Origin of the sequence: Egicoccus sp. AB-alg6-2, assembly GCF_041821025.1 — a bacterium.
In the GTDB taxonomy this organism is placed as follows: domain Bacteria; phylum Actinomycetota; class Nitriliruptoria; order Nitriliruptorales; family Nitriliruptoraceae; genus Egicoccus.
Window position 1 is genome coordinate 372,897 of the sequence record NZ_JBGUAY010000006.1, and the last position, 26,090, is coordinate 398,986.

At 71.7% G+C, this 26,090-nt stretch carries 36 protein-coding genes; 8 read left to right on the top strand and 28 right to left on the bottom strand.

Features of this window, described 5'->3' with window-relative positions; translation table 11 throughout:
* Window position 1: 1 nt before the first annotated feature.
* The 9 genes from ACERMF_RS13335 to ACERMF_RS13375 form a co-directional block, all read right to left on the bottom strand.
* Window positions 2–664: an ATP-binding protein gene (locus ACERMF_RS13335; RefSeq protein WP_373669591.1), complete on the bottom strand. Its 663-nt coding sequence runs from the start codon at window positions 662–664 to the stop codon at window positions 2–4.
* Complete coding sequence (locus ACERMF_RS13340; RefSeq protein ID WP_373669592.1) at window positions 661–1,437, bottom strand: hypothetical protein; 777 nt, start codon at window positions 1,435–1,437, stop codon at window positions 661–663. Before ACERMF_RS13340 ends, ACERMF_RS13335 begins: the two co-directional genes overlap by 4 nt.
* A 146-nt stretch (window positions 1,438–1,583) precedes the next feature.
* A complete protein-coding gene (locus ACERMF_RS13345; RefSeq protein WP_373669593.1) occupies window positions 1,584–1,976 on the bottom strand; it encodes a hypothetical protein in 393 nt (130 codons plus the stop codon).
* Window positions 1,976–2,260 carry a hypothetical protein gene (locus ACERMF_RS13350; protein ID WP_373669594.1) on the bottom strand — a complete coding sequence of 95 codons (285 nt, stop codon included), beginning with the start codon at window positions 2,258–2,260 and terminating at the stop codon, window positions 1,976–1,978. Before ACERMF_RS13350 ends, ACERMF_RS13345 begins: the two co-directional genes overlap by 1 nt.
* On the bottom strand, window positions 2,257–2,385 hold the full coding sequence (locus tag ACERMF_RS13355; RefSeq protein WP_373669595.1) for a hypothetical protein: 129 nt from the start codon (window positions 2,383–2,385) through the stop codon (window positions 2,257–2,259). Before ACERMF_RS13355 ends, ACERMF_RS13350 begins: the two co-directional genes overlap by 4 nt.
* 202 nt (window positions 2,386–2,587) lie before the next feature.
* Window positions 2,588–3,142 (bottom strand): hypothetical protein, encoded by a 555-nt coding sequence (locus ACERMF_RS13360; RefSeq protein WP_373669596.1) that lies wholly within the window; start codon window positions 3,140–3,142, stop codon window positions 2,588–2,590.
* Between the two features lie 171 nt (window positions 3,143–3,313).
* The gene (locus tag ACERMF_RS13365) at window positions 3,314–3,664 is read right to left on the bottom strand and encodes a WhiB family transcriptional regulator (protein ID WP_373669597.1); all 351 of its coding nucleotides are present in this window, start codon (window positions 3,662–3,664) and stop codon (window positions 3,314–3,316) included.
* Entirely contained in the window at window positions 3,651–4,064 is a 414-nt protein-coding gene (locus ACERMF_RS13370) for a hypothetical protein (RefSeq protein WP_373669598.1), read from the bottom strand. Before ACERMF_RS13370 ends, ACERMF_RS13365 begins: the two co-directional genes overlap by 14 nt.
* Window positions 4,061–4,276: a hypothetical protein gene (locus ACERMF_RS13375; RefSeq protein WP_373669599.1), complete on the bottom strand. Its 216-nt coding sequence runs from the start codon at window positions 4,274–4,276 to the stop codon at window positions 4,061–4,063. Before ACERMF_RS13375 ends, ACERMF_RS13370 begins: the two co-directional genes overlap by 4 nt.
* An 81-nt stretch (window positions 4,277–4,357) precedes the next feature.
* Between ACERMF_RS13375 and ACERMF_RS13380 the strand changes: the two genes are divergently transcribed.
* Entirely contained in the window at window positions 4,358–4,495 is a 138-nt protein-coding gene (locus ACERMF_RS13380) for a hypothetical protein (protein ID WP_373669600.1), read from the top strand.
* A 35-nt stretch (window positions 4,496–4,530) separates the two neighbouring features.
* Here the strand turns inward: ACERMF_RS13380 and ACERMF_RS13385 are convergent, their stop codons facing one another.
* From ACERMF_RS13385 to ACERMF_RS13415, 7 genes are read right to left on the bottom strand one after another with little or no spacing between them, the layout of a single operon-like run.
* Window positions 4,531–5,874, bottom strand: a complete 1,344-nt coding sequence (locus ACERMF_RS13385; protein WP_373669601.1) for an ATP-binding protein — start codon at window positions 5,872–5,874, stop codon at window positions 4,531–4,533.
* Window positions 5,871–6,581 carry a hypothetical protein gene (locus ACERMF_RS13390; RefSeq protein WP_373669602.1) on the bottom strand — a complete coding sequence of 237 codons (711 nt, stop codon included), beginning with the start codon at window positions 6,579–6,581 and terminating at the stop codon, window positions 5,871–5,873. Before ACERMF_RS13390 ends, ACERMF_RS13385 begins: the two co-directional genes overlap by 4 nt.
* Window positions 6,574–6,951, bottom strand: coding sequence for a hypothetical protein (locus tag ACERMF_RS13395; RefSeq protein WP_373669603.1), 378 nt, complete (start codon window positions 6,949–6,951; stop codon window positions 6,574–6,576). The genes ACERMF_RS13390 and ACERMF_RS13395 overlap by 8 nt, the downstream gene beginning before the upstream one ends.
* On the bottom strand, window positions 6,948–7,172 hold the full coding sequence (locus ACERMF_RS13400) for a hypothetical protein (RefSeq protein ID WP_373669604.1): 225 nt from the start codon (window positions 7,170–7,172) through the stop codon (window positions 6,948–6,950). Before ACERMF_RS13400 ends, ACERMF_RS13395 begins: the two co-directional genes overlap by 4 nt.
* Entirely contained in the window at window positions 7,169–7,555 is a 387-nt protein-coding gene (locus ACERMF_RS13405; protein WP_373669605.1) for a hypothetical protein, read from the bottom strand. Before ACERMF_RS13405 ends, ACERMF_RS13400 begins: the two co-directional genes overlap by 4 nt.
* 42 nt (window positions 7,556–7,597) lie before the next feature.
* A complete protein-coding gene (locus tag ACERMF_RS13410) occupies window positions 7,598–7,783 on the bottom strand; it encodes a hypothetical protein (RefSeq protein WP_373669606.1) in 186 nt (61 codons plus the stop codon).
* Window positions 7,783–8,007, bottom strand: a complete 225-nt coding sequence (locus ACERMF_RS13415) for a helix-turn-helix domain-containing protein (protein ID WP_373669607.1) — start codon at window positions 8,005–8,007, stop codon at window positions 7,783–7,785. Before ACERMF_RS13415 ends, ACERMF_RS13410 begins: the two co-directional genes overlap by 1 nt.
* Window positions 8,008–8,288: 281 nt before the next feature.
* On the opposite strand from ACERMF_RS13415, the gene ACERMF_RS13420 reads away from it, so the two are divergent.
* From ACERMF_RS13420 to ACERMF_RS13430, 3 genes are read left to right on the top strand one after another with little or no spacing between them, the layout of a single operon-like run.
* Window positions 8,289–8,672 carry a multiprotein-bridging factor 1 family protein gene (locus ACERMF_RS13420; RefSeq protein ID WP_373669608.1) on the top strand — a complete coding sequence of 128 codons (384 nt, stop codon included), beginning with the start codon at window positions 8,289–8,291 and terminating at the stop codon, window positions 8,670–8,672.
* Between the two features lie 49 nt (window positions 8,673–8,721).
* A complete protein-coding gene (locus ACERMF_RS13425; RefSeq protein WP_373669609.1) occupies window positions 8,722–9,168 on the top strand; it encodes a hypothetical protein in 447 nt (148 codons plus the stop codon).
* The gene (locus ACERMF_RS13430) at window positions 9,165–10,061 is read left to right on the top strand and encodes a hypothetical protein (protein WP_373669610.1); all 897 of its coding nucleotides are present in this window, start codon (window positions 9,165–9,167) and stop codon (window positions 10,059–10,061) included. Before ACERMF_RS13425 ends, ACERMF_RS13430 begins: the two co-directional genes overlap by 4 nt.
* A gap of 41 nt (window positions 10,062–10,102) precedes the next feature.
* On the opposite strand, the gene ACERMF_RS13435 is transcribed toward ACERMF_RS13430, so the two are convergent.
* From ACERMF_RS13435 to ACERMF_RS13445, 3 genes are read right to left on the bottom strand one after another with little or no spacing between them, the layout of a single operon-like run.
* Window positions 10,103–10,666, bottom strand: coding sequence for a hypothetical protein (locus ACERMF_RS13435; RefSeq protein ID WP_373669611.1), 564 nt, complete (start codon window positions 10,664–10,666; stop codon window positions 10,103–10,105).
* Window positions 10,663–11,973, bottom strand: coding sequence for a hypothetical protein (locus tag ACERMF_RS13440; protein WP_373669612.1), 1,311 nt, complete (start codon window positions 11,971–11,973; stop codon window positions 10,663–10,665). Before ACERMF_RS13440 ends, ACERMF_RS13435 begins: the two co-directional genes overlap by 4 nt.
* Window positions 11,970–12,779 carry an SAF domain-containing protein gene (locus tag ACERMF_RS13445; protein ID WP_373669613.1) on the bottom strand — a complete coding sequence of 270 codons (810 nt, stop codon included), beginning with the start codon at window positions 12,777–12,779 and terminating at the stop codon, window positions 11,970–11,972. Before ACERMF_RS13445 ends, ACERMF_RS13440 begins: the two co-directional genes overlap by 4 nt.
* A gap of 173 nt (window positions 12,780–12,952) precedes the next feature.
* On the opposite strand from ACERMF_RS13445, the gene ACERMF_RS13450 reads away from it, so the two are divergent.
* Window positions 12,953–13,189: a helix-turn-helix domain-containing protein gene (locus tag ACERMF_RS13450; RefSeq protein ID WP_373669614.1), complete on the top strand. Its 237-nt coding sequence runs from the start codon at window positions 12,953–12,955 to the stop codon at window positions 13,187–13,189.
* Between the two features lie 15 nt (window positions 13,190–13,204).
* Here the strand turns inward: ACERMF_RS13450 and ACERMF_RS13455 are convergent, their stop codons facing one another.
* From ACERMF_RS13455 to purF, 5 genes are all read right to left on the bottom strand, one after another.
* Window positions 13,205–13,771: a hypothetical protein gene (locus tag ACERMF_RS13455; RefSeq protein ID WP_373669615.1), complete on the bottom strand. Its 567-nt coding sequence runs from the start codon at window positions 13,769–13,771 to the stop codon at window positions 13,205–13,207.
* 35 nt (window positions 13,772–13,806) lie between these two features.
* The gene (locus ACERMF_RS13460; protein ID WP_373669616.1) at window positions 13,807–14,631 is read right to left on the bottom strand and encodes a LysM peptidoglycan-binding domain-containing protein; all 825 of its coding nucleotides are present in this window, start codon (window positions 14,629–14,631) and stop codon (window positions 13,807–13,809) included.
* Between the two features lie 82 nt (window positions 14,632–14,713).
* Window positions 14,714–15,040 carry a DUF202 domain-containing protein gene (locus ACERMF_RS13465; RefSeq protein ID WP_373669617.1) on the bottom strand — a complete coding sequence of 109 codons (327 nt, stop codon included), beginning with the start codon at window positions 15,038–15,040 and terminating at the stop codon, window positions 14,714–14,716.
* On the bottom strand, window positions 15,037–15,456 hold the full coding sequence (locus ACERMF_RS13470; protein ID WP_373669618.1) for a YidH family protein: 420 nt from the start codon (window positions 15,454–15,456) through the stop codon (window positions 15,037–15,039). Before ACERMF_RS13470 ends, ACERMF_RS13465 begins: the two co-directional genes overlap by 4 nt.
* A 20-nt stretch (window positions 15,457–15,476) precedes the next feature.
* Window positions 15,477–17,078, bottom strand: coding sequence for an amidophosphoribosyltransferase (gene purF, locus ACERMF_RS13475; protein ID WP_373669651.1), 1,602 nt, complete (start codon window positions 17,076–17,078; stop codon window positions 15,477–15,479).
* 200 nt (window positions 17,079–17,278) lie between these two features.
* Between purF and ACERMF_RS13480 the strand changes: the two genes are divergently transcribed.
* Window positions 17,279–18,304, top strand: a complete 1,026-nt coding sequence (locus tag ACERMF_RS13480; RefSeq protein ID WP_373669619.1) for an amidohydrolase family protein — start codon at window positions 17,279–17,281, stop codon at window positions 18,302–18,304.
* Here ACERMF_RS13480 and ACERMF_RS13485 read toward each other — a convergent pair.
* On the bottom strand, window positions 18,291–19,442 hold the full coding sequence (locus ACERMF_RS13485; RefSeq protein ID WP_373669620.1) for an endonuclease/exonuclease/phosphatase family protein: 1,152 nt from the start codon (window positions 19,440–19,442) through the stop codon (window positions 18,291–18,293). The two genes, ACERMF_RS13480 and ACERMF_RS13485, sit on opposite strands and share 14 nt — an antisense overlap.
* 136 nt (window positions 19,443–19,578) lie before the next feature.
* Here ACERMF_RS13485 and ACERMF_RS13490 point away from each other — a divergent pair, with 136 nt between their 5' ends.
* Window positions 19,579–21,432: an alpha/beta hydrolase family protein gene (locus tag ACERMF_RS13490; protein WP_373669621.1), complete on the top strand. Its 1,854-nt coding sequence runs from the start codon at window positions 19,579–19,581 to the stop codon at window positions 21,430–21,432.
* 47 nt (window positions 21,433–21,479) lie between these two features.
* On the opposite strand, the gene purL is transcribed toward ACERMF_RS13490, so the two are convergent.
* Window positions 21,480–23,849 (bottom strand): phosphoribosylformylglycinamidine synthase subunit PurL, encoded by a 2,370-nt coding sequence (gene purL, locus ACERMF_RS13495; protein ID WP_373669652.1) that lies wholly within the window; start codon window positions 23,847–23,849, stop codon window positions 21,480–21,482.
* A 13-nt stretch (window positions 23,850–23,862) separates the two neighbouring features.
* Here purL and ACERMF_RS13500 point away from each other — a divergent pair, with 13 nt between their 5' ends.
* A complete protein-coding gene (locus ACERMF_RS13500) occupies window positions 23,863–24,060 on the top strand; it encodes a hypothetical protein (RefSeq protein WP_373669622.1) in 198 nt (65 codons plus the stop codon).
* Window positions 24,061–24,321: 261 nt separating this feature from the next.
* Here ACERMF_RS13500 and ACERMF_RS13505 read toward each other — a convergent pair whose 3' ends face one another.
* Complete coding sequence (locus tag ACERMF_RS13505; protein WP_373669623.1) at window positions 24,322–25,272, bottom strand: glutaminase; 951 nt, start codon at window positions 25,270–25,272, stop codon at window positions 24,322–24,324.
* 112 nt (window positions 25,273–25,384) lie between these two features.
* Complete coding sequence (gene purQ / locus ACERMF_RS13510) at window positions 25,385–26,062, bottom strand: phosphoribosylformylglycinamidine synthase subunit PurQ (protein WP_373669624.1); 678 nt, start codon at window positions 26,060–26,062, stop codon at window positions 25,385–25,387.
* Window positions 26,063–26,090: the final 28 nt, after the last annotated feature.

Below are 26,090 nucleotides of genomic sequence, written 5' to 3' on the forward strand. Positions count from 1 at the left end.
GTCACGCCTTCCGCCGGTCAGGGCCGTCGACGACGACCAGGTCCGTCATCTCGTGCAGCCGAGACACCGCCCGCTCCCCCAGATGCTCACCGAACTGGTCGAGGGTCAGGTTCGACGTCGCGACCAGCAGCATCCGGCGCGAATACACCGCCTCGAGCAGGCCGTTCAGCTCCCCGACACGCCAGTCGGTCGCCTGCTCCGCCCCGATGTCGTCGAGCACCAACAGCCGGCGACGCAGGATCCGCTCACCGACCGGGATCCGGTCACGCTGGCCGATGTCGCCCTGCATCGCCCGAATCAGATCCGGGGTCGGCCAGAACTGGGCGAACTGCGGGGCACCCATCTCGACCGCCAACGCCCCAGCGATCAGCGACTTCCCGCGTCCGGGTAGACCGAGGATCAGCAACCCGGAATCATGGTCCGGCTGCTCGCGGACCCGGTCGAGCCACACGCGGGCGGTCTTGACCGCGCCGGTCTGCTCGAGGTCGTCGAGGCGGGCGTGGTAGCGGGGCGGCACCCGCGGCGGAGCGCCGAGCGTTGGGACGGCTTCCGTCGGCGGTGGCGGTGCGGGCCGGCGTGGAGCCCGTGCCGCGGCCTGGCGGAGCCGGGCGACGAGCTGCTGCGGGTCGCCGAGTTCGGCGCCGATCGGGGTCGGTTCGCTCACGATGTTGCCTCTCTGCCGTGCCAGCCGGCGCGGTAGTCGACGTCGCCGTCGGGCGGGCGGGGCGGACCCTTCGGCCGTCCGCTGCCGGGCCGGTCTTCGGTGGCGCGGCGGAGCCAGTTGCGCCAGGTGGCCTGCCAGTCGACCTTGCGGCCGTCCTTGCCCGGCTTGGCCTGCCAGTAGTCGCGGAACTTGCGGTACTCGCCGCGTGCGGCCTCGATGCCGCCGACCGCAGCGATCAGGTCCGGTTCGTCGGCCGGGCGCCAGTCGTCAGGCAATCGAGTGCCGCGGGGGGACCGAGCCGAAGGCGAGGGGGGTTCCTGTTCCGAAGGAACAGGGGGTACGGGTACGGGGTTACGAACATCGGGCGAACGTTCAGCACCTGTTCGCGAAGTGTTCGGGCGAACATCTTTCGAACGGTTGGTCTTGGTTCCCTTGCGGTTCGCCCGCAGCTCACGCATTCGTTCGCGCGCCTCCGCCCGCTCCTTCTCCTGGTCCGCAGCCGTCGGCTGGTAGTCGTGCACGTCGTGGATCGTCCAGCCGCCACGGCCGTCGTCGCGGACCCAACGCCCCACCGCCACCAGGCGGGCCGCATGCTTCTTCGGCTGCTTCAGGCACGGCAGCGCGGCCGGAAGCATGTCGTCCGAGATGAACCCGTCCGTGCCAAACCGGTTCGAGTACGCGATCCCCGCCACGTCCAGCGCGAACGCCTCCGCACCGGCGGCCATCACCTTCGGGTGATGCGGCATCGCGTCGTCAAGCTTGACCCAGGCCATCTGTTCCCTCGTCGAGTAGGTGTCGGCCGGCACGGTCGGCCGTCGGTGTCGATCGGCTACGCGGCAGTTGCGGAATGCCAGCGATGTGATTCCGGATCGGCTGCAAAGAGAGCCGCCCGCAGGCGGCAACAGGTACGTGGACGAGATCACGCGGCCTCACCCTCGTCGGCGGCCGTCAGTTGCCGAACCGTCAGCAGCCACCGGTGACGCGTGAGAGCCGGCTGCGGCTGTGCGATCCGGCACGTCACCGCGCGGACGTGCCGTGCGTCGTCCTCGATGAGTACACCCGCGTCGCGCAGCCCGTCGATGCACGGCTTCAACACGCCGGCGATGTTGTCCACGTCGCGGCGGCGGCGGTCGGCCGGGATCATGACCAGCTCGATCTCGACCAGGTCGAGCGCGGGGATGCCGTCGGCGGCGGCGATCCATGCGACGGCGTCACGCCAGGAGCGGACTTTGCGGGCGCGTTCGTGGTGGTGGCCGCGGGAGTTGGCGTTCCAGACCGGCATGTCCGGGATCTCGAGCGTGTAGGACCGCATCAAGACGTCACCGCCGCGGTCTCGTGCCGCCAGTGGCGCCGCTCGATCTCGTTGCCTGCACCGTCAACGACGACGATCTCGATCGGGAGCCACGGCCCCTCGAACGTGTGGTGCTCGACGACGTACTGACGGTGCTGGGTCAGGTACAGGTCCGTGTCGTGCTGCGCGTCCGCCAGGGCCGCCTTCACCGCGGCACGCAACGTTGCGTAGGAATGCCGTCGGAGCGTCCCCTTGCCGATGAGCTCAACCCGGTAGGGACGCCGCTTCTTCGTCCGGGCGGTCATGCATCACCTCGGATCTCGACGAGCACCGCCGCCACCTCGTCGGCATGCCGATCCAGCACCATCCGCTGCGCCTTCCGTCGCTCACGATCACGACGGCGCTTCGCGCTGGCGCTGGCATCACTCAAGGCGGCGCGTGAGGCGACTTCGACCCCGCCGGGCAGCATCTCCCCCGACTTGGGTGCGTGAGCGCCACAGGCGGCCACACGACCGAGCGTCTTCCCAGCGCGGGACACGACGACGACGTGGACATGGCCGAACTTTCCGCCACAGCGCCAGCAGCCGTCGAGCTGCGGCCCGCAGACGGCGCAGGAGCGGGGTCCGAGACGGTCAGCCATTGGCGGCCACCCCCTCGGGGATCCGCCAGATCTGCTGACGGCCACGCATCGGGATTGGCTCGTCGAGCGCCTGCACGTCCTCCATGAGCCACGCGAACCGACCTGGCTCGTAGATGCCGTATGCCCGCTCGTCATCGATGCGGGCGAGGACCGGCGCTCCCGGCCGCCACAGTCCGAGGTACGGCGCGGCCACCTCGACGTAGGCACCTGTCTGGTGCTCGGCGCCGACGACGTCCACCATCGGCAGGACGTCGACCAGGTCTACGCGGGCGACGATCGCGCCGAGAGGACCGGGGTCGATCTCGCCGTCATCGGCGACCAGCCCCGACGCATGCCACGCGTTCCATGCCGTCTCGTTGGCTGCGACGACGAGCATGTCATCCAGGGTCGGGTACCGCTTGGCGGCGTGGATCCAGAGCGGCCCTCGGTAGCTGGTCGACCAGCCACGGGTCTCAATCCGCTTCACGCGTAGGGCGATGAGCGATGCCCACGGCTGCCATAGGGACAGGACGCGGTCGCCGGACTTCGGCAGCACCAGATCAGCCATGCCAGACCTCCACCCACTCGCCGGCACGACGCCGGAAGAACCGCGTCACCCCGACGTCGTCGATCGTCGACACCACCGCCCCGCCGCCCACCTCAGACGCCGGCCACCGATCACACCCCGCCACCGACACAGCACCAGCCGGCGTGACGATCGTCTGCCCAGGAACCAACCTCACGCCGACACCACCCGATCCGCCATCCGGCCCGCCTCGACCAACATCCACCGGACCACCCGACGGCCAACCAGCTCGTCATGAACCTCGACCCGACGGCGGGCACGCGCCCACACGTCCTCCCACGAACGCCGGCCCTCTCGGATCGCCTGCCGGTCGGTCGGATTCGACGCGGCCAACACGCCCGCGTCGTCCCCGACCTTGCAGGCAGCCGACTCCGCGAACCCGGCACAGTCGCGCAGCACCGGACAGGCGAGACAGACACGCAGCTGCTCCACCGTCGGCTTGCCGTCGTTCTCCCACGGCATCTCCGGCACCGCCTGGCACAGGGCACGCTCACGCCACGTCATGCGCGCCACCCCCTGCCGGCCACAGGGCCCGGAACTCGTCCGACGGCCCCACGTAGTAGGTGCGGCCCGACCAACGCTCGAAGATCACGTTCCCGGACACGGCCAGCCCGAGACGTCGGGCACGTGCCGGCTGGCCGTGCGCGACCTCGTGATGACACACGGCGCACAGCGCGACCAGGTGGGCAAGGTGCCGGGCCGGCTCGAACGTGCCGTCGCCGATCGCGTCGACCGCGAGCCGGTCGAGGGTGTTCCCGCCCGCAGCCCGCTTGATCCGATGGTGCAGTTCGTCGGCCAGGTTGCGGCAGCGGTTGCCGTGCTCGAACACCGCCTCACAGCGGTCGCCGGCACGCGTCCACGCCGCCGTACGGAGTGGGGCGAGACGGATCTTGGGGGCGCTCATGCGGCCCTCCGATCGATACGTCCCAGCTCGATCTCGTGCTTCGCCATCGACGCGACCACAGTCCACGCGCCCACCAGGGCACGGGCGTCGTACGCCTTCGCCGAATGCGAATCGGCCAACGAAGCAGCTCGGTCACGAAGCCAGCGCAAATCACCGACGGTCAACGGGACCGTCCCGTCCAGACCCATCGACGTCGCCAGCTTCGCGCCCATCTCCCGCACCTCAGGCGGCAACGAAAAGTCCTGGACCGCAGCCTTCCGACGGTCCTCCGACCTCAACGTCAGGACCTCGTCATGCATCAGCGCGCGGGCGGACGCCTGCCGGTACAGCTGCTCGAACCGGTCACGCAACGTCGCGTGGGTCTCGGCTACCTCGCGGGCCTGCTCGAGCTTCACGGCGAGGCGGTCGAGCTGGTCGGCCGCATCGTGTGACGACTGCGGCGATGTCAGCGGGGTGCGATCGCCCATCACGCCACCGCCTTCGGGTCGGCGACGTCATCGATCACGGCACGCACGATCTCGGGATATCCGGCCGCCCATGCGTCGATCTCGGTCGACTTGTTGGGTGGCAGCTTCTTCGCGTCCTCCGATGCGAACCCGGGCCGCATCCGTTCCCAGTTCGCCCGTAATGCGTTCATCACGTCGAGCTTGGTGACGCCACGGTCGCGGGCGTGCTGCTGCCAGTCGAAGCCCGTGGAGGACACCGCGCCGGCGGATGGGGCATCCGCTGCAACGGTGGGAGAGGCCGCGGCTGCGGTGTCCTCCACGGTGAGTGTCGACGACGGGGGATCGTCGACATGGTCCGACGTTGGGGGAACGTCGGAGTCGGTTGCCCCGGCGGACGGATCGGAGACTTCCCCGTCCCCCTCACCATCCGCCGGGGAGTCGTCAGGCTCGACGGCCTGGTGGTTGTCGTCGGACAGCAGCGCCGCCCGGATCCGCTTCAGCGCCCCCTCGTCACCGAGGTGCACCAGCAGCTTGCCGGCGTTCGCGCCGGTCAGGTCGCCCGGCGCCGCTGCACCATCCTGGTAGCGGCCGACGATGAACGCCTGCTGGCCGGACGTGAACCCGATCTCGTCGAGCCGGCTGGTTACCTGCTGCTGCACCGTGTCCCCACGGTTCAGCCACTCCGCGAACGGCTGCCACCACGCCCGGTCCGGCTTGCGCTCAACCGCGTCCTGCAGCGGCGCACACCGCGACTTGGACACCATGAGCCGGTGTTCGTGGTCGACATCGGCCACCAGGTCGAACTCGTACTCCATGCCCTTGCGCTGCTCCGGGGCGAGCCCGAGCTTGCGGACCTGCGTGCGGCCGTTGTCGCCTTCCTCGACGACGTATTCGGTCTTGGCGCGCATGGTCACGATGACGTGGCCGGGCCAGCGCATGACGGTGTCGACGAGCCGGTTCTGCTCCGGCGTCCCCTCACGCCAGGCCGCGAAGCTGTTCCCGCGAGAGCGGGCGGCAGCGTCGTCCACGATCTCGAGCACGCCGCCTTGGCCGGACCAGGCGTGCGACAGCGAGTCGATGATGACGACCTCGGCACCCGCGGCGGTGCACGCTTCGAGAGCTTCGAGGTAGCGGGCCGGCGCGAACGGCGGGTCGATGACGCCGTGAAGGAACTCGCCGAACTCGTCGGCGTACAGCGCAGCGGAGCCGCGTTCGGTGTCGATGACCGCGACCTTGCTGATATCGCCGCAGAGTGCGAGGGCGGCTTCGAGGGCGGAGTAGGTCTTGCCGGCACCAGACGGGCCGACGAGTGCCACGCGGGCCTTGAGCTGGACCTTGGAGGCGGGGCGCAGTTGGAAGCTCATAGGCCACCCCCGATCTCGACCGACAGGCCGAAGAAGCTGCGGACGATGGCGGCGTCGCGGGCCTTCGCCTGCTTGTCCGGCACGACCTGCAGCACCGGCTTCGACGGCGGGTCCACATCCACACCCGGGATGGCCTCGCCGGTCGACGGGTCGAGCAGGACGTAGCCGTCGTCACGGTTGCCACGGATCACGGCACGACCCGACTCGATCAGGTGGTCGAGCGGCTTGGCTGGCAGCACGCGTTCCAGCGATGGGGTGATGGCACCGAAGATGAGGTTGTGGAACTCGTCGGCCGGGATGGCGTAGTCGGCGCCCGACTCCGGCGCGTCAGCGGCGAACTGCTCACGCATCGCCATGATCCACCGGAAGGCGTGATTGTCGATGTCCAGCGTCTCGCGGACCTCATGCTCGAGGCCCTGCGCCGCCCACCACGCGTCGAACGCGTCTTGGTCGGCGATGCGCGGGCGTGGCTGCGGGTCCGTCAACGTCGCCCGGATCCCATCCACCTTCGCCGAGAAACCCGTGCCGGTCAGCGCCGCGACCTGCTCCACCTCGGCCTGCAGATCCTCGCGGGCGGCGTCCTCGATCTCCTTCGCGAACGTCGTCAGCGCCTTGGCCTGGCCTGCCCGCCGGACCTTCTCGTCCAGCGCCTCACCCGGCCGCGCGATGATGTCGAGACCGACCACCTCGATCGTCTGGTCAGACATCGGCGGCCTCCCGATCCTCGTCCCGGGCCTGCTCCTGCTCGGCCGCGTAGTCCGCCTCGGCCTGCAGCTGCTCCTCGACGTAGACCCAGTGGTCCACCGCGGCCGCGAGCGCGACCAGATGGGAGGGCGGCCACACGCCGTCGAGTGCGTAGACCGCGAGCCGGCCCACGTGCATGCGGGCGGTCGGGACACCGTGGGTGTAGTAGGAGGCGTCCTGCTCGACGGTCACCACGGCGGTGCCGATCGTGGAGCCGGCCCGCCAGCGGACCGAGAACCGACCGTGGCGGGTGTCGACAGCAACGAGCCGGTCACCATGGTTGGGGGAAACGGTCGTGGACGTCGTACGGCGTCCGGTTACGATGCCGGTCACAGTCGGAACCTTTCATCAGGGCGGCTGGCGACGACCGGGCGGGCGCCAACCTGAGCCCGGTCGTTCGCGTTGGTGGGGTTCCACGTCACCGATCCGGCCATGCAGGCGGAGCAGACGCAGAACGGCACGTGTCGGGCTTCGAGGCGGCGGAGCAGCAGCCACAACAGCCACGCCCCGGCGCCGATCGCGGCCATGACCGCCCAGCTCGCGAGCGGGCTCACGCGGCTGCCATGTCTGCGGTCTGCTGCTCGGGCAGCCGGTACTCGTAGACCGGCCGGGTCTCGTCACCGACGTGAATCCGCTCGCACTCGAAGTAGCCCTGAACCTCGACACGCAGCCCCGAAGGCAGAGTCGCCGTCGCGGTGGGCTTACCGGCGTCGTCGAAGGTGACGTCCGGTTCGACACCGACGGCTTCGAACACGACGGCGGACTCGTGGAACGCCTTCGCCGTGAAAGCGATCGTCGTCAGCTTCGTGCCGGTCTCGTCCAACTGGCTGGACGACAGCCAGAACTTGGACGCGACCCCGGATGCGATCAGCTCGGCAGCCTCGACGATCATGTCTGCCCGCGGTCGGGCAGCGTGGTAGATGGCCTGGTTCTCCATTGGTGGTGCTCCTTCCCGCCGTGGCGGGCTCGGCCGCCCGGTTCAGGCGGCTTGGTCGGTGGCGTCGCGGCCGGCCGGCTTCGAGGCGGCGGCCGGCCGCGACAGGCCGAGGCGTGGACGCAGCAGGGCTGCGATGTCGGCGAGGACGACGGGGTCCTGGACGTGACGGGGCAGGCCGGCCTCAGCGCGCGAGGACGCGACGCGGGCAGCGATCTCGGCGGCGCTCATCAGGCCGCCTCCCCTACGTGCTCGTCCGGGTCCGCGAGCAGCGCGACGAGCGGGCACTTCAACGCCCGAGCCAGCTTCAGAGCCATCTCCGGAGAGGCGCCCTTGTTGCCGTTCTCGATGTCGTAGAGCGTCCCGTGACGGCAGCCCGCTTCCTTGGCGAGGGCCGGCACGGAGAGGCCGGACCGTTCGCGGATCTCGCGTAGGGCGTGTCGGTTGATGCGCACCGGTGGTCCGTTCTGTCGCTCCGGTTTGTTGCATCGGAGCGTTGCATCACTTTGGACCGGCGTCAACCGGCGTCATGCATCAGAACGCGACAGGAGCGCCTGATGCACATCGCTGTGCGGTAAAACGAATAACAGCGGTGTCGCGCGACAGGCGTCCAAAGAGGCCGAAACGGGGCGCTAGCAGCGGAAAGACATCGCTGTCAGTCGCCCACCCGCATACCCTGACGCAATATGACGCAGTGAATTCGTGCGTTGCGGCGCACCAGAGTGCAGGCATGCCAATGACCGACACCTCAAGGTGGCAGGACTTCGGACGTGCCATCACCCTCGCCCGCAACGCCCGCAAATGGAGCCAGCGACGCCTGGCCGCCGAAGCCGGCGTCTCCCCCACCACCCTCGGAGCCCTCGAACGAGGCGAAACCGACCCCGCCAGCTCCCGAGCCATGCCCGCCATCGCCCAGGCGCTCGACTGGCCGGCAGATATCGCCTACCAGCACGCACGCGGCAAGCACGACCCTGCCGCCCTCATCCATCCGCCCCAACCCAAGCCGCGTACCGACTTCACCAGCAACGAGATCGACCAGCTCGCCGGCGACATCGCCGAACTCGATGAGGAGGACCGCGAAGCAGTCCGCAACCTGGTCCGACGGCTGCGCAACAGATAGCGTCACACCCGTCTGGCACGGTCCCGCCCCAGCCGCACGAAGGGGACGCATGGCGTGGGACCCTGCCCGCGAGTTCGAACAGCAACATCCTGATGTGCTCGTCGAGTACGTCGACGGGCTGCCGGTCGCCACGGGGGGCGCTGTGCGATACCGGGACCGCCACGGCACGGTTGTACTCATCGACCGTCGCCTGACCGGTCCAGCACGCCGTGACGCCCTCGCGCACGAACTCGTACATCACCAGCGCGACGGCGGAGCAGCCGGCGGCGAGCACCCACGGTTCCGGCCAGACCGGATCCGCGAAGAACAACGCGTCGCACGAATCACCGCTGAACGGCTCGTCCCCACGCTCGACCTTCAGCGGTACTGCGACCTGCATGCAGATCTCGGGCACGGGGTGTGCCCGGACGACGTCGCGCGCGAGTTCGAAGTGACCTGGCCGGTCGCTTGTGACGCGCTCGACAACCTCACCCGATTCGAAAGGGGCAACCAGTGAGCGACCAACCATCCAACCCTCCCCCGCCGCCGGCCGGCGGTGGGCAAGCAACGGAGTCAGCCCAGCCCAGCGCGCCGCCGCCATCCGGTAAGAAGCCGTGGTGGAAACGGTGGTGGGGCATCGCACTGATCATCTTCGTGGTGCTCATCGTGATCGGAGCTCTCGCCGGCGACCCCGAAGAGCTAGCCGACGGCACAGCGAGTGCCCCTGAGGAAACCGATAACGATCTGCCCGAGGAAGCGCCCGACCCCGAGGATCCCGAGGAGGTCCAGGAGGAGATCGCGGAGGACGACGGGGAACCGACCGAACTCGACCAAGCCGAGCCGGAGCCCGAACCGGAACCCGAGCCAGAGCCAGAGCCGGAGCCCGAACCCGAGCCCGAGCCCGAGATCGAACCGACCGTCTACGAAGGCTCAGGCGACGACATCGTCGACCTCGAGGTCTCAGACTGGCCACTGGTCGCAACGATCGAACACCAAGGCTCGTCGAACTTCGCGATCGTCGCCCACGACGACACGGGCGGGCGGGACCTGCTCGTCAACGAGATCGGCAACTACCAGGGAGTCCGGCCGCTCAACTTCACCGGCGATCCCACCGAACTCGAAATCACCGCAAGCGGCCCATGGACGATCACCGTCACCACGCTGTTCGAACAGCCAACGCTCAGCGAGACCAGTTCGGGGAGCGGAGACGAGGTACTGCTCGTCGACACCGGGTCCGGCCGGCTCGCGCTGACGCACTCCGGATCGTCGAACTTCGCCGTGATGGCCTACGGCTCACGCCGGGAGCTGCTTGTGAACGAGATCGGAAGCTACGAAGGGACCGTGCGTCTTCCCGACTCGTTGGCACTCGAGATCGTGGCTGACGGCAACTGGACTGCAGAAGCCGGCTGATGCCGCTCGGGATGGCGGCCTCGCATGGCCGCCATCCCGACCTAGTGTGCAAGCGTCAACTTCACGCCGGTGAACTTGCGGATGTTGACCAGCAGGTGGCCGCCGTTGCCGACGTCACGATGGACGATGTGGAGGCGGGCGCCCGAGTCGAGCTGCGCGTCCTGCAGGCCTTCAGCCGCGTCGAGCTTGCGATGCGACTGCGAGGCGTCGTCGAGCAGCTTGGTGAGGGTGCGCATGACGTGGTCGTCGTCATGGAAGGCATCGTCGTGGTAGCCCGACACGCCCCGGTGCCGCTTGACGAAGATCGCGTCCGGCGCGTTGATCATGATCTCCCAGACGTCGTCGTCGTCGAGGAGCGGTTCGAGCGGCCCGTAGCCGAGCAGGTTCCGTTCGGCCCGCTCGACGACGAGGTCGGGATCCGGCAGGTCGAAGTCGCGCAGACCGTGCTTGTAGTCCAGTCGCCAGCGCTCCACCTCGTCGGCCACGAGGTCGCGCACCCGCCTGGTGGCGTCGGTGGCCCCGAGGTCGATGGTCTCGTCCTTGGCGCGACGCAGCACGCGCTGTTCGATCTCGACCAGGGGTGAGGCGACGAGGTGGCCGGTCATGGGCGCGACTCGTCGGGGAAGAGTCCCAGCCGGCCCGGCACCACCGGCTCGGGTTCGCGTGCGGACGTCGGGGTGGAGGGCGCGGCCCGGTCGAGCATGGCGTCGACCGCGCGCGCCAGCGTCCCGGGCAGCGGCTGAGGCAGCGGAACGCCGTCGCGAAGGGCCTGGTCCACGCGTCGGACCGGCAGGTGGAGCGGCGGCGCCAGGGTGGTAGCCGCCTCGCCGGCGGCCGCTTCGAGCAGCGTCGCGACCGCGGTGGTCGCTTCGGCGCGTTGCCGCGGGTTCCGAGGCGCCCGGTTGAGCACCGGCAGGAGCCGGTCGGCGGCGACGCCGTGGTCGAGCAGGTCGGCGAGCACGCGTACCAGCGCGAAGCAGCCCTTCATCGACCCTTCCCCCACCACGACGACGACGCCCGCGCGCTCGAGGGCGGCACGGGACATGGCGTGGCGGTCCTCGACGTCGACGGATCCGGTCTCGGCCTCGCCCTCGACGTCGGGTTCGATGTCGGCCACCACGACGTCGGCGAGCCGGGTGAGGCTGTCGAGCGCGGCCTCGAGCGCGCGCGGGCGCAACGTCACCCAGTGCCGGGCCCGCCGCAGTCCCAGCAACAACCGGTAGCCACGGACGGGCACCTCGAACGTCTGCGCCCGCACGTCCGCGGGTTCGGGGACGCCGGTCCGGTGGGCCTCGACGACCTCCTGGATCCCGGGGACCAGTGCCCGCGCGTCGTGGAGCATGGCCAGATCCGCGGCGCGACAGAGGTCGGCGAGCAACACGTCGCGGCGGCGACCGGGCGAGGCCTCGGCTGCCAGCCCCTGCGCGAGGGCGATCGCGACGGTCGATGCGCCCGTGCCGCCGGTCCCGGTCACGGCCACCAGGCAACCCGTCGGGTGGGCCGGGAGCACCGGCGTGGCGGCACGGACCTGCGTCCCCGCGGCGCTGACGGGACGGGACGTCGCCGCGAGCACCTCGAGCAACTCGTCGCGGGAGAACATCGGGGCGAGCACGGCGTCGGCGCCCAGACCGCGCCAGTCGCGGTGCGCCTCGACGGTGTCGACGACGAGCACCGCGCAGCCGGAGGCCGCCGCCGTGGCCACGAGGTCGCGGTCGAGGCCGGGCACGGCCGCGTCGACGAGCAACGCCGAGAACGTGCGGCCGGTGGCCAGGCGCGCCCGGACCTCGTCGGCCGACACGCATCGCACGAACTCGGCCGGCAGGGCGGCCGAGGTGGCCCACTGCCCCACCGTGCGGAACCAGTCGGCTCGCGCGCGGGCCAGGCCCAACAGGACGTAGCGCTCGCGCATCACGGCTGCCGTCCGTCGGCATCGGCGCGGTCGGGGTCCACGCCCTCGGCGCCGGGGCGGTAGGGCGTGGGCACGTCCCCGGCTGGCCGCTGCGGTGCTCGCGTCACGACCACGTCCGCCACGGCGACCGCGTGTGCGAGAGCCTGCACCTGCTGCTGATCTCGCAGCGCCACCGTCAGAACCCGTCGGTCGCTGCCGCCGAACCCGCTGCCGTCGCCGGCGTCGATGGCGACGAGCGGCACCCCGACCACCACGAAGGCCGTGTAGGCGGCGGTCCCACTGCCGTAGGTCGCCACCACGTCGACCGGTTCGCCGCGGCGAAGTTGTCCTGCCACGGCGTCCGCGGCCGCGATCGGGAACGACATCGCGTAACCGTCGGCGACCCCGCCGTCGTCGGCGATCACCGTGCGCGTGAGGAGGTCGCCACGGGTGAGCGGCGCGGTCAGGACACGGCCGACGAGCTGTTCACGTTGATCGAGCGTCACGCTGCGCTCGGCGACCGCGGGCGCGAGCTCCAGCGGGAGGTGGCCGAACAAGACGTCGAGGTTGTCCGCGTCGATCCGGGTGCCCGCATCGAGGTCGCGGCCGGCGACGAGATAGCGCGTGTCGGGGCCGGCCGTGGCGTGCAGGTGCGCCGCGAACACCCCGACCGCGGCGGCGGCCACCAGCAGGGCGCCGACGACGGCACGCCCACCGGGCAGTCCGCGCTGGCGACGAACGCGCCGGCGGACCCGGTTCCCGGACGTGGTCGACGGGTGTTCCGCCTCGAGCGTGTCGGCCATCGCGCCCCCCGTGTTCTGCAGATGCACGCTATGCACTCTCGATACCCCCGACGGGATCCTGCGTCTGTGCGCACAAGAGGTTGCGCAGCCCGCCCGGTTCGTGCTCTGACGGGCCTGGAGCCCGTCCACAGGGCCGCGCCACGGGGCAGGCGGAGCGGCCCCGGTGGCTCTACTCTCGGGAAACGGCGAAGGGGTACGAGGTGGCGCGTGACGAGGTCAACTGGTTGAGCACGCGCGAGGCCGCGCGTCAGCTCGGGATCACCACCCGGACCCTGTACCGCCTCATCGACAGCGGCCAGGTCCCGGCCTACAAGTTCGGGCGCGTGATCCGACTCAAGGAGTCCGAGGTCGACGCCTTCGTCGACCAGGCGCGTATCCAGCCCGGGGCGCTCGAGCACCTGTATGCCGACGGCGCGCCCGACGACGAGGAACTGTGACGCCCGCACCGGTCGTCAGCTGATCTGCACGGCGTCGATGGAAGCGGCCGGGAGATAGGCGACCAGGCGTTCGGGTCCGTCGAGCCGGACGGTCACCACGTCCTCGCCGATCCCCTGCACCTCGCCCCTCAGCGGATCGACGAGGTCACGGACGTACAGCACGACGGTTCCCCCGGACGCCGCCAGTTCGTCGATGGCGTCGTCGACGGTGGACGTCCCGGGGGCGGGACGATCGCCGGCGGCGGTCGGCGTGTGTCGGCCCGGTTCGACCCGCGCCGCGCGCACGGCTCCGAGGCGCACGAGCACGCGCCCCCCGCCCGCCAGTGCGAGCGCCACATGGTCACCGCCGAGTCCGACGAGCCGGCCACGCAGCGAGCGGCCACCTCGGATGGCGAGTGCGACGGGTTCCGCACGCTCGGCGAGATCACGTAGGGTGCCGAGCCAGGTCGCGAGCTCCACGGCGCGGTCGTGTCGCTCGCGGCGCTCGGCTCGGGCCCGCACCGCGGCGGCGTGGGCCGCGTCGTCGACGAGCCCCACGTAGGGGTCACCGCTGGTGCCGTCGTGCTCGACCGGCTCGGCCACGTGGGTCCTTTCGGGCGCCCGTCCCGGGCGGCAGCTCATCGGTCCGTCGCCACGGTTGGCAGCGCGAGCCGTTGGCCCGGAAAGATCAGGTCGGGGTTGTCCGGGTCGACGAGTCGATCACGGTTGTCGGCGATCAGCCGGTGCCAGTACACCACGACGTCGGCATCCGAGGGCGCCCCACCCGTCACGGCGCGAAGGCGGTCCGTGGCGATGCTCCAGAACGACTCGCCCGCGACGACCCGGTGTTCGGAGTCGGCCACCACGACCGGCCCGGTCGGCACGCCTGGATCGGTCGCCACGGCATCGGTCGGCACGACTGCATCGGTCGCCACGGCATCGGTCGGCACGACTGCATCGGTCGTCAGCTCGTGCTCAGGCGGCAGGGTCAACGGGACGGACTCGTCGACCTCGGTTCGCTGCAGCAATTGCAGCGGCACGGGCTCGGCACGGGCGGGTGCCGGGGCCGCTGCTCCGACCATCGCGGTGGCGAGCGAGAGCCCGACGGCCGACTGCAGGGCCTTTCGCAGGACCGGCACCGTCAGGACGTCCACGACCCGGACGAGGCGTACGGCACCCGACAGCCGGGCCAGCCCGCCGACGAGCGTCACGGCCAGCAGGTACCAGCCGAGTGCGAGCACGAGCAGCCGCAGGAGCGACATCGTCGCGACCGTCGGATCGGTCGCCGCCAACCAGGCGACGAACGCATCCGCGCGCCACGGCGGGGCGGCGAGCACGGCACCGGGCAGGTGGTGGAAGCCGAACACGACACCGGCCAGGACCGCGACCCAGGCGCTCCAGGCCGACGCACCCGACGCACCCGACGCGCCCGACGCGCCCGACGCCACACGTGCTCGCTGCATCGTTTCCTCCAGGCCGACCGCCCGAAACGGTAGGCGCGCCCAGCCACCGACTCCCCGCGCGTCCCGTCCGGGCTGTGGACCGTCAGAACGCGGCGAGCAGCGCCAACCCGGCCACGGCCAGTCCGACCACGACGGCGATGAGGGAGGCGGCCGTCCGCGGCAACCCGCGCGCAGGGCTCGGCGCGTCCAGCCATGCCCGACGACGAGCCCCCCGCAGCGATCCCTCGACGAAGGCGGCAAGCGCCATCCCACCGGCGACGACGCCGGCAACGGCGATCACCGCGGCCCCACGCACCGTGGCCAGTCTCGCCATCGCCAGCGCGGCGACGCACGCGGACAGGCCGGTGCGGGACCAGGCCAGCGCGGTGCGCTCGGCCTGCAGCCCTGGCCGGTCGAAGTCGTCGCTCATCGACCCGCGATCAGCAGTCCCAGGACCCCGAGCAGCGCCAACAGCAGCACCCCGGCGAGGACCACCACCGCACCGATCGCCGACGGCAGCGGTTCACCCCGGCGCATCGCCTGCTCGGCCCGGGCCCACTGCCGCCAGCCGGTGAGCGCCGTCGCGGCACCCGCCCCGAACGCCACGGCGGCGACCAGGTCGACCAGCCACAGCGGCTCGACGAGTTCGGCGAGTGCGATGACCGCGATGCCCGCGACGACCAGGCCGAGCGAGGTACGCAGCCACGCCAGCAGCGTGCGCTCGTTGGCGAGACTGAACCTCGGGTCCGGTTCGCTCCCGGCCCCGTACACCCGCCGCGGCCACCGCCGGTCCTCCACGCCCACCTCGTCGTGTTCGTCGCCGCCCGCCACGCTACCCGCGTCCACCGGCGGCCCCCCGCCGCCGGCTATTCGACGCTGCGGCCCTCGCGTGCGTCGGCCAGCCGCTGCCGCTCGACCGCGTCGGCCGGCCCGCCGGACGCCGCCGGCGAGACGACGCCCACCCCGTGGTCGCCCGTGAGACTGGCCGCGTCGTCGGGCACGGACGTGGCGGAGGCGTCGAAGTCGAACTTGATCTGTGCCAGCTGCTCGTGCTCGCCGGGGACCGGGATCGGGTACTCGCCGGTGAAGCAGGCCGTGCACAACCGCTCGCGCTGGTTCGGCGTGGCACCGATCAGCCCCTCGAGGCTGATGTAGTGCAGCGAGTCGGCGCCCACGAAGTCGCGGATGGCGTCGACGTCGAGGTCGGCGCCGATCAGCTCGGCGCGCGTGGCCATGTCGATGCCGTAGTAACAGGGGTGCGCGATCGGCGGGGAGGTGATGCGCAGGTGGACCTCGCGGGCGCCCGCGGCCCGCAGCATCGCCACCAGCTGTCGCGAGGTGTTGCCCCGCACGATCGAGTCGTCCACCACGACCAGGCGACGTCCCTCGACCACCTCGCGGACCGGTGAGAGCTTGAGCCGGATGCCGAGCTGACGCAGGGTCTGGGTCGGCTGGATGAAGGTCCGCCCGACGTAGCGGTTCTTCACCAGCCCGTCGGCGAACGGGAGCCCGGCCTCGGTGGCATAGCCGGCGGCAGCGTCGCGACCGGCCTCGGGGACGGGGATGACGATGTCGGCCTCGACCGGGGCCTCGCGGGCGAGCTGGCGCCCCATGCTGCGGCGCGCGAACAGCACGCTGCCGCCGTCCTGGCGGTGGTCCGGACGCGCGAGGTAGACCCACTCGAACAGGCAGTAGTTGGACTGCGGGGCGGCGAAGCGACGGCTGCGCAGGCCGTCGGCGTCGATGGTGACGATCTCGCCGGGCGCGACGTCGCGGACGTAGACCGCACCGACGATGTCCAGGCCGGCCGTCTCCGACGCGACGACCCAACCACCGTTCTGCAACCGGCCGATCTGCAGCGGCCGGACACCGTGCGGATCGCGGAAGGCGTGCAGCCGCTGTTGGTCCATCACGACGACCGAGTAGGCGCCGCGCAACCGGGGAGCGAGGTCGGCGATCGCCTCCTCGAGTCCGGGGGTCTGGCCGTCGCCGCGGCTGGCGGCGGCCGCCACCACGCCCGCCGCCAGCAGTCCGGCCATCACCTCGGAGTCGTTGGTGGGCGGGATGTCGAGTTCGCGCGCCAGTTCGGCCGTGTTGACCAGGTTGCCGTTGTGTCCGAGCGCCAGGCCGCCGCGGCGGACCGTCTCCTGGTACTGGGGCTGGGCGTTGACCCACGACGACGCCCCGGTCGTCGAGTACCGGCAGTGCCCGATGGCGAGGTGGCCCTGCAGTGCCGCCAGCGAGGTCTCGTTGAAGACCTGGTTCACCAGCCCCATGTCCTTGTGGACCACGATGCGGCGGCCGTCGGACACGGCGATGCCGGCCGACTCCTGGCCACGGTGCTGCAGCGCATAGAGCCCGAAGTAGGTCAGGGTGGCGACGTCCTCGCCCGGCGCGTAGATGCCGAAGACCCCGCACTCCTCGCGCGGGCCCTCGCCGTAGGCACTCAGGTCGACGTGGGCCGGCAGCGGCTCGGGAGCCTGCGGGCGCGGGGCGGCAGACGGTCGCTCATCGAAGGACACGGGCCGGGACTCCACGCGTACGGCAGGTCGGGAGCGTACCGACCGGGGCCGCCGCAGTAGCGTGTGGCGTCGATCCGTTGGCGACGGGACGGAGACGGGGCGTGGCGGGGGCGGACGAGGCAGGGGCAGCGGACCGGACGCGGGGCGTGGGGAACTCCTGGCCTGCGGCGGACGCGGACACGGTGGTGCCGCGCGAAGCGTTCCCGTCCACCGACGGGGCGGTGGCCGGCTTCGCGCGCTCCCTCGGATTGCCGGGCTACCTCGACATCCACGTGCACCTGCTGCCGCACGCCCTGCAGCGGGCGGTCTGGGACTTCTTCGACCGGCTCGAGGACCCGCCGTGGCCGGTCACCTACCGCGACGACGAGGCCCGCCGCCTCGCCACCCTCCGCGAGCTCGGCGTCGTCGCGCACACCGCGCTCGCCTACGGGCACCGGCCCGGTGTGGCGGCGTGGTGCAACCAGCACACGCTCGCCGCGGCCGACGCCCACGCCCAGGTGATCCCGACCTTCACCTTCTTCCCCGAGGACGGCGTCGGCGACGACGTCGGGCAGGCACTGCAGCGGGGCGGACGCATCGCCAAGGTGCACCTGCAGGTGGGCCGGTTCCACCCCGACGACCCGCGGCTCGACCCCGCCTGGGCGCAACTCGTCGAGGCGGACGTGCCGGCGCTCGTCCACGCCGGCGCCGGGTACGGCGTCGAGGGCGGCCACGAGGTCTGTGGACCGGACGGCATCCGCCGCCTGCTGCGACGGTTCCCGGGGCTCCGGCTGGTCGTCGCCCACCTCGGCGCACCCGACCTGCGCGCGTTCCTGGCGCTGGCCGAGGAGGCGCCTCAGATCCACCTCGACACCGCGATGATGTTGACCGACCCTCCCTACCTCGCCGCCGCCCCCCGCGACCTGTTGCCGCGCTATGCGGCCCTCGGTGAGCGGCTGCTGTTCGGCTCGGACTTCCCCACGATCCCGCATCCCTATGCCGCGCAGGTACGTGGGCTGGCCGCGCTCGAGTTGACCGTGCAGGGGCTGCGGGGGCTGTTGCACGACAACGCCGCCCGCCTGCTCGGGCTCCCCACGGCGGCGGACCGCATCGGCGACCCGGTCGCCGGGGTGCCCGTGTCCGGCGCCTCCCGTGGGGACGCCGGACACGAGCCGCCCCTCAGCGCGCCGTGATCATCACGGTCGCGACGACGCCGGCGTGGTCGGAGGGCCACAGCCCGGAGGGGGTCCGCAGCGCCGGGTCGACCCCGATCACCTCGACGTTCCGCGGCCGGATCCCGTCGCGGACGAGGATCAGGTCGATCCGGCTCCGCAACGGCTCCTCGCCCCGGAGGTCGGCGGGGTGGCAGCAGGTGAGACCGGGCTCACCCGGGCGCAGCGCGCTCCACACGTCGACGAACCCGCCGACCCCGGTCAACACCCCGTAGGCGCGTCCGCCCGCGTTGGCGTCGGAGTTGAAGTCGCCGACGAGGATCACGGGCAGGTCGGTGTCGAGCGCCCCGGCGAGCAACTCCCGCGCCTGCGCGACACGGACGACCTCGCCGGGGTCGAAGGCCTCGAAGTGGCTGTTGACGAACCGGAACTCCCGGTTGCGCACGCCCACGTCCACGTACTGCCAGCCGCGGTCGATGCGCAGCGCGGCATCCGGGCCGGCGCCGGGCAGCGGCAGGGTCAGCGCGGCGTCGAACACCCCGCTCGCCTCGTCGAGGATCCGGAGCTGCGCAGGCGGCACGTCGGTGCGCGCCAGGATCACGTCGCGGTCGAGCAGGGTGGCGTTGACGAAGCCGAGCGTCGGATCCATCGCGGGCAGCGTGCCCTCGAAGGCCGGCGCGACCGACACGGGCGCGTAGGACAGCCCACGGGCCGCCAGCGCGTCGAGGAGGATGTCGAGGAAGTCGACGGTGATCGAACCCCCGGCGCCCTGTGCGGTGAACCGGCTGACCTCCTGCAGGCCGATCAGCAGCGGCCGCTCCCGGGCGACCTCCTCGGCCAGGACCCGCGCACGTGCGGGGAAGTCCGACGCCAGGACGTTGGCCCACACCTGGCTGGCGGCGCCGATCAGTTGCTGCTGGTCGGCCGCGGCGAAGATCGGTCCGAGCTCCGAGCCGAGGTAGAGGTTGCGTGTCATCACCGTCACCGGTGGACCGCCGCGAGCGGCCGCCGCAGCGTCGGCACGCGCCTGCCCCTTGCCACCCCCGGCGGCCTCGGCCACCCCACCGGTCGCCAACAGCAGCAGCGCCACCAGGGTCACGGCCGCGGCCCGCAGCAGGCGCAGAGGCTGCGCCCGCTCCACCAACGTCGGAACTCCCATGTCGATCCCCTCCGATCCCGCCCGGCCGGTCGAGATGCCGCCGGGTAGCGACGATTCAAACCGTGCGGTCGGGCCCACGTCACCGGCCGGTCGAACGGTCGTTGGAGTGCTCGACCCGCCGACGCCGAGGTGACCCGTGCGTTTCGTCCGCCGCGTCCTGTCCGCCACGACCGCCGCGGTGACGCTCGCCGCGATCGCGCTACCGGCGGGCGCCGTCGCCGCGAGTGACGCGACCGCTCGTGGCGTGACCGCGGCCGTCCCCCAGGTCACCCACCACGTCATCGCCTCCTTCGACGGCACGCCGATCGAGGCCACCCTCTTCCTGCCCGCGACCGCTTCGCCCGCCGCGCCGGTCCCGCTGGTCCTGCGCACCCACGGCTGGGCGGGCAGCCGCGAGACACAGCCGGACGGGACGCTCGGCCGCCTGGTCGACGAGGGCTACGCCGTGCTGACCTGGGACAGCCGCGGATTCGGCTGCTCCGGCGGCGAGACACGCATCGACGACCCCGAGGTGGAGGGTCGTGACGTCTCGCGGCTCATCGACTGGGCGCTGGCCAACGCGCCGATCGCCACCGACCGCACCGGCGACCCGGTCGTCGGGATGACCGGCGGCTCCTACGCCGGCGGCATCCAGCTGTCGGCCGCGTCGGTCGACGACCGCATCGACGCGCTCGCCCCGGAGATCGCCTGGCACGACCTTCGCTACTCGCTGTACTCGGGCGAGGTCGTCAACCAGGGCTGGGTGGCGTTGCTGTACGGCGCCGGCACGGCGACCGGGACCGCGCTGGGCCTCGACCCGAACTGCCGCGCGCAGACGGCGGCCGCCATGGATCCGGCGATCCACCGCGGCGTGTCCGAGTTCACGACGACCGGCGGGGTCTCGGCCGAGACGCTGGACTTCTTCGCCAAGTCCAGCCTCGGGAGCTTCGGCGAGCGGCACCCGGTCACCGTTCCGACCCTGGTCGTGCAGGGCTCGGTCGACACGCTGTTCGACCTCACGGACGGCTACCGCATCTTCCGCCACGTCGCCGACCGCGGCGTCGACGCGCGTTTCGTCGCGTTCTGCGGCGGCCACGTCGCGTGCCCGTCGTCCTACGTCGACGCCGACGACCGCGCCTACCTCGACGACGCCCTGGTCGCGTGGTTCGCCAGGCACCTGCGCGGCCAGCACGTCGACACCGGCGCGCCGGTCAGCTATCGCACCAACGAGGGCGTCTGGCGCGACGTCGCCGACTTCGCCGGCACCGCGGCGCTGCCGCTGGACGGCGAGGCGGCGCAGCTGCCGGTCGTCCCGGTCGTCGACGTCCCAGAGGTCGACGACGTGGTGGGGCTGGTGGCGGACCTCCCGCCCGGCGGCATCCCAGCGCTGCCGTTCACCGCGGCCAGGCCGGCCAGCGACGGCGACCCCCGCGCCGCCAGGTTCGAGGTGGCACGGGCCGGCGACTTCGAACTGGTCGGGATTCCCCGGGTCCGGCTCGAGGTGTCGGGAACGCACGTGCCGCTCGAGACGGCGCTGGCCCCGTTGGGCGATCTCGCCCGCGAGCTCCCGGTGCGTAGGACCGGCGACCTGCTGGTCGGCACCGCCGGACCCCTCGGCTCGGCGACCGGGGGACTCGTCGGCGGCGCCGGCGGCGACGACGGGGCGCTCGGTGGCGTCGACGGCGCGGTCCACGTCTTCGTGAAGCTGATCCACCGGGAACGCGGCGAGGTCGTCAACCTGCAGGAGGGGGCGGTCCGGGTTCCCCTGTCGGCTACCGGCGTCACCGTGGACGTCCCGATGCCGGGCATGGCCTACACCATCCCCGCGGGCGACCACCTCGACGTCGAGGTGTCCACGGCCAGCCTTCTGCACACCACCGGCCGCACGCCGGCGTTGATCGACGTGCGGCTCACGGGCGTCGTCCCGACGACGCCACCCGCCGTGGACGAGGCCGCGGACGACCGTCGACCGGGACGCCCCGCCCTGCCACGTCCGCCGATCCGACGCTGAAGCACCGGACGACGGGGCGGCGTCGGGTGACGCGACCGCGTCCTGGCTCAGGCGTCCAGGGTCCGGCCGAGACCGTCGAGGAAGGCGTCCTCGAGGTCGTCGAGGGCGAGGTCGACCAGCCCCCGTACGCCCAGGCGCTCGCCGCCCACGGTGCCGATGTCGGTCAGCGGCACCTCGGCATCGCCGCACAGCTGCGCGAAGGCACGGACGTTGGTGCTGGCGACGGTGACCACGACCCGGCCCGGTGACTCGCTGAACAGCACCTGCGCCGGGTCGAGGCCGGTCCCCTCGATCGCGACGTCGACGCCGATCGCCCCGGCGACGCAGGACTCCGCCAGCGTGACGAGCAGCCCACCGGCCGACACGTCGTGGGCGGTCTGCAGCAGCCCCTGCCGGGCTGCGAGGGCGAGCACCTCGCCCATGGCGCCCTCGAGGTCGAGGTCGACCGGTGCGAGACGACCGCCCAGCGGGAGGTCCAGGAACCGTTGCAGTTCGCTCCCGGCCAGCCCGGGCACGGTCGGGCCGCCGAGCAGGAACACGATGTCGCCCTCGTCCTCGAACGCGAGCCCGACGGCGTCCTCGGCGTCCTCGAGCACGCCGAGCACCCCGACCACCGGCGTGGGGTGGATGGCACGGCCACGGGTCTCGTTGTACAGCGACACGTTGCCGCCGGTGACCGGGATGTCGAGCGCCTCGCACGCCTCACCCATCCCGGCGATCGACTCGGCGAGTTGCCACATGATCTCGGGACGCTCGGGGTTGCCGAAGTTGAGGCAGTTGGTGGTCCCCAGCGGTCGCGCCCCTGTGCACGCGACGTTGCGGAACGCCTCGGCGACGATGCGACGCGTGCCCTCGCGCGGGTCGAGCTCGCACCAGCGTCCGTTGCCGTCGGTGGCGCAGGCGACGGCCTTGCGGCTGTCGGGCAGCCGGACGACACCGGCGTCGGCCATGCCGGGACCGAAGACCGTGCCCGCAAGCACGTGCTGGTCGTACTGCTCGTACAGCCACCGCTTCGACGCGACGTTCGGCGAGCGCAGGAACTGCAGGGCGAACGTGGACAGGTCGTCGGGCAGCAGAACCTGCTCGGCGTCGATCGCGGCGTAGTCGTCGAGCCAGTCCGGGCGGGAGCGGGGGCGGTCGTAGGTCGGACCCTCGTCGGCGAGCGAGCGGGCCGGGAGGTCGGCGACCACCTCGCCACCGCGCCGGAGTACGAGGGCGTCACCCTCGACGACCTCGCCGATGACCGACGCCGGGACGCCCCACTTGGCCGCCAACGCCAGTACCTCGTCGACCCGATCCGGCGACACCAGGGCCAGCATCCGCTCCTGGGACTCCGAGCACAGGATCTCCCACGACGCCATGGACGGTTCGCGCAGGTGGACCGCGTCGAGGTCGACGTCCATGCCCATCGACGCCTTGGACGCCAGTTCGGCGGTCGAGCACGCGATGCCGGCCGCGCCCATGTCCTGGATGCCGGAGATGAGGTCGCGCTCGTACAGGTCGAGGCAGCACTCGATCAGCAGCTTCTCGGCGAACGGATCTCCGACCTGCACGTTGGGGCGCTTGTCGTCGAGGGCGTCGTCGAACTCCTGGCTGGCGAGCACCGAAGCGCCGCCGATGCCGTCGCGGCCGGTCGCCGACCCGAGGAGCACGGCCACGTCGCCGGCCTGTTCCGCCCGTGCGAGCTGCAGCCGGTCGCGGTGCAGCACCCCGATCGCGAGCACGTTCACGAGCGGGTTGCCGGCGTAGGTGTCGTCGAACACCGTCTCACCGCCGATGTTGGGCACGCCGACGCAGTTGCCGTAGCCGCCGACCCCCCGCACGACGCCGTCGACGAGGTGGCGCTGGAACAGCTCGACCGGGCGGGTGCGGCCGGTTCCGTCGGTCCAGCCACCGGGGTCGCCGAAGCGCAGCGGGTCCATCACCGCGATCGGACGGGCGCCCATGGTGAAGATGTCGCGCAGGATGCCGCCGACGCCGGTCGCGGCCCCCTGGTAGGGCTCGACGTAGCTCGGATGGTTGTGCGACTCGATCTTGAAGGTGACGGCGAGGCCGTCGCCGACGTCGACGACACCGGCGTTCTCGCCCGGGCCGACCAGGACCTGTGGCCCGTCGGTCGGCAGGTGCTTCAGGTGGATCTTCGACGACTTGTAGGAGCAGTGCTCCGACCACATCACCGAATACATGCCGAGCTCGGACACGGTGGGCGTGCGCCCGAGCGTCTCCACGATCCGGTCGTACTCGTCGCCGCGCAGACCGAGTTCGTGGCCCAGTTCGCGGGCGCGCTCGGGCGTGAGCGTCTCGTCCGCGGGGAACGTCGTTGGCTCGGGCACGGTGCGCCTTGTCGACGAAGGTGAAGCCGTCGCCGAGCCTAATCGGTGGTCCCGATACCCTCGATCCACCACCCCTGCGGACATCGAGATCGCACACATGGACGCGCTCAACACGCTGCGTGCCATCCTCGTCGGCTGCGCCTTCGTCGCCGCGCTGCTGCTCGCCTTCAGCGGTCAGTGGATCCCGGCGGCCGTGCTGTTCGCCGGCATCGCCGCACACTTCGGACTGTGGGCGTGGCTGCGGGCGCAGAAGCGCCGCGAGACCGAGCAGGGCATCCGCGACCTCACCACCTGACCATGTCGCGTCAGCCGCGCCGTGTCGCGGCTCGCCCGCAGCGGTGCGGCACTGCCGCGACAACGACGCCCCCACGCGACATGCCAACGGACGCGCCGCGCGCCGGCGGTGACGGTTCGCAAGGCGCCCGCGCCGGGTACCGGGCCAGGGGTACCAGGAACCGCCGGCGGCGAGGTACGGGCGGGGTTGCCGGCGGTGACGGTTCGGACGCGCCCGCGCCGGGTACCGGGCCAGGGGTACCAGGAACCGCCGGCGGAGCTGTCAGAAGATGGAGAGCTCGAGGCGCTCGGCGAGTTCGTGCAGGGCGACGTGGCCGGCGCGGGAGTTGCCCGAGGAGTCCAGCGGCGGTGACCACACCGTGATGCCGTAGCGGTCCGGCGCGAGCGCCATGATCGCGCCGGCGACCCCCGACTTGCACGGCAGGCCGACGTCGAAGGCGAACTCCCCGGCCGCGTCGTAGGTCCCGGTGGTGAGCATGATCGCGGCGACGCGGCGCGCCAGTGGCGGGCGCAGGATCTGCTTACCGGTGGCGGGGTCGACGCCGTCGTTGGCCAGGAAGCGCGACGCCCGCGCCAGCTGGCGGGCGGTCATCTGTACGGCGCACTGGTGGGCGTACGCGTCGATGACCTCGTCGACGGTGTGGTGCAGGTTGTCGAACGACTGCATCAGGTAGGCGATGGCGCGGTTGCGGCCGCTGGTGCCCTCCTCGGCGTCGGCGACCCGCTCGTCGATGGTGACCTCCTCGCCTGCGAGCTCGCTGACGAGCGCCTTCATCTCCTCGCGTGGGTTCTCGCAGTGCCCGAGCAGCACGTCGTCGACCACCAGGGCGCCGGCGTTGATCATCGGATTGCGCGGGATGCCCTTCTCCCGCTCGAGCTGGATCAGCGAGTTGAACGGGTCGCCGGACGGTTCCACGCCCACCCGGTCCCACAGTTCCTTCTTCACCCCTTCGGCCCGGTCGGCCTTCTGCATGGCGAGCACGAGCGAGAAGACCTTCGAGATCGACTGGATCGCGAACGGGCGGTCGACGTCGCCGACGACGTACTCGGTGCCGTCCATGTCGACCATGGCGAGCCCGAAGCAGTCGGGGTCCTCGTCGCGCAACGCCGGGATGTAGTCGGCGAGCTCGCCCTGTCGCGCCGTCGGGCGGGCGACCTCGGCCACCTCCTCGAGGAGTGCGTCGAGGTCCTGGGCGGTGTCTGACGCGGTCATGACGGCTTCCTGGCAGGTCGGCGCGGGATGCCGATCATGCTGGCAGGGCTGGCCGATGGGCTCGCGGGGCGGGTGACGCCTTCCGGACAGGTCGAGACGCCGACGGGACGCGTCAGACGCTGGTGGCGGCCCGTTCGATCACGCTGCGGAAGAAGCCCTGGCCGTCGCTGCCGCCGATGAGGGCGGGGTCGACGGCGTGCTCGGGGTGCGGCATGAGCCCGACGACGTTGCGGCCCTCGTTCGTGATGCCGGCGATGTCGCGCAGCGATCCGTTGGGGTTGCGGCCCGCGGCGTAGCGCAGGACGACGCGTCCCTCGGCCTCGAGCCGGTCGAGTGTGGCCTCGTCCGCGTAGTAGCGGCCCTCACCGTGCTTGGCGGGGACGACCAGGACCTCGCCGGGCCGGTAGTCGGCGGTCCAGGCGGTGTCGGCCGTCTCGACCACGAGGGGGACGTCACGGCACACGAAGCGCAGGTGCTCGTTGCGCAGGAGTGCGCCTGGCAGCAGACCCGCCTCGCACAACACCTGGAAGCCGTTGCAGATGCCGAGCACGGGGCCGCCCTGCGCCGCGAAGTCCGCGATGGCGGCCATGACCGGAGCCCGGTGCGCCACCGCCCCGCACCGCAGGTAGTCGCCGTAGCTGAAGCCGCCGGGGAGCACGACCGCGTCCACGCCCTTGACGTCGGCGTCGTCGTGCCACAGGGCCACGCCTTCGCCACCGCACATCTCGACGGCACGCACGGCGTCGCGATCGTCGAGCGAACCCGGGAAGGTCACCACACCCACGCGCATCGGCGTCTCCTGCCACATCAGCGGGCGG

Coding starts and splice junctions, on each gene's coding strand:
- ACERMF_RS13340 (WP_373669592.1), bottom strand. CDS start 1,437: ATGGCCTGGGTCAAGCTTGACGACGCGATGCCGCATCACCCGAAGGTG.
- ACERMF_RS13345 (WP_373669593.1), bottom strand. CDS start 1,976: ATGCGGTCCTACACGCTCGAGATCCCGGACATGCCGGTCTGGAACGCC.
- ACERMF_RS13350 (WP_373669594.1), bottom strand. CDS start 2,260: ATGACCGCCCGGACGAAGAAGCGGCGTCCCTACCGGGTTGAGCTCATC.
- ACERMF_RS13360 (WP_373669596.1), bottom strand. CDS start 3,142: ATGGCTGATCTGGTGCTGCCGAAGTCCGGCGACCGCGTCCTGTCCCTA.
- ACERMF_RS13365 (WP_373669597.1), bottom strand. CDS start 3,664: ATGACGTGGCGTGAGCGTGCCCTGTGCCAGGCGGTGCCGGAGATGCCG.
- ACERMF_RS13370 (WP_373669598.1), bottom strand. CDS start 4,064: ATGAGCGCCCCCAAGATCCGTCTCGCCCCACTCCGTACGGCGGCGTGG.
- ACERMF_RS13375 (WP_373669599.1), bottom strand. CDS start 4,276: ATGGGCGCGAAGCTGGCGACGTCGATGGGTCTGGACGGGACGGTCCCG.
- ACERMF_RS13380 (WP_373669600.1), top strand. CDS start 4,358: ATGCATCAGCGCGCGGGCGGACGCCTGCCGGTACAGCTGCTCGAACCG.
- ACERMF_RS13385 (WP_373669601.1), bottom strand. CDS start 5,874: ATGAGCTTCCAACTGCGCCCCGCCTCCAAGGTCCAGCTCAAGGCCCGC.
- ACERMF_RS13390 (WP_373669602.1), bottom strand. CDS start 6,581: ATGTCTGACCAGACGATCGAGGTGGTCGGTCTCGACATCATCGCGCGG.
- ACERMF_RS13405 (WP_373669605.1), bottom strand. CDS start 7,555: ATGGAGAACCAGGCCATCTACCACGCTGCCCGACCGCGGGCAGACATG.
- ACERMF_RS13410 (WP_373669606.1), bottom strand. CDS start 7,783: ATGAGCGCCGCCGAGATCGCTGCCCGCGTCGCGTCCTCGCGCGCTGAG.
- ACERMF_RS13420 (WP_373669608.1), top strand. CDS start 8,289: ATGACCGACACCTCAAGGTGGCAGGACTTCGGACGTGCCATCACCCTC.
- ACERMF_RS13425 (WP_373669609.1), top strand. CDS start 8,722: ATGGCGTGGGACCCTGCCCGCGAGTTCGAACAGCAACATCCTGATGTG.
- ACERMF_RS13435 (WP_373669611.1), bottom strand. CDS start 10,666: ATGACCGGCCACCTCGTCGCCTCACCCCTGGTCGAGATCGAACAGCGC.
- ACERMF_RS13460 (WP_373669616.1), bottom strand. CDS start 14,631: ATGCAGCGAGCACGTGTGGCGTCGGGCGCGTCGGGCGCGTCGGGTGCG.
- ACERMF_RS13465 (WP_373669617.1), bottom strand. CDS start 15,040: ATGAGCGACGACTTCGACCGGCCAGGGCTGCAGGCCGAGCGCACCGCG.
- ACERMF_RS13485 (WP_373669620.1), bottom strand. CDS start 19,442: ATGGGAGTTCCGACGTTGGTGGAGCGGGCGCAGCCTCTGCGCCTGCTG.
- purL (WP_373669652.1), bottom strand. CDS start 23,849: ATGTCCGCAGGGGTGGTGGATCGAGGGTATCGGGACCACCGATTAGGC.
- ACERMF_RS13500 (WP_373669622.1), top strand. CDS start 23,863: ATGGACGCGCTCAACACGCTGCGTGCCATCCTCGTCGGCTGCGCCTTC.
- ACERMF_RS13505 (WP_373669623.1), bottom strand. CDS start 25,272: ATGACCGCGTCAGACACCGCCCAGGACCTCGACGCACTCCTCGAGGAG.
- purQ (WP_373669624.1), bottom strand. CDS start 26,062: ATGCGCGTGGGTGTGGTGACCTTCCCGGGTTCGCTCGACGATCGCGAC.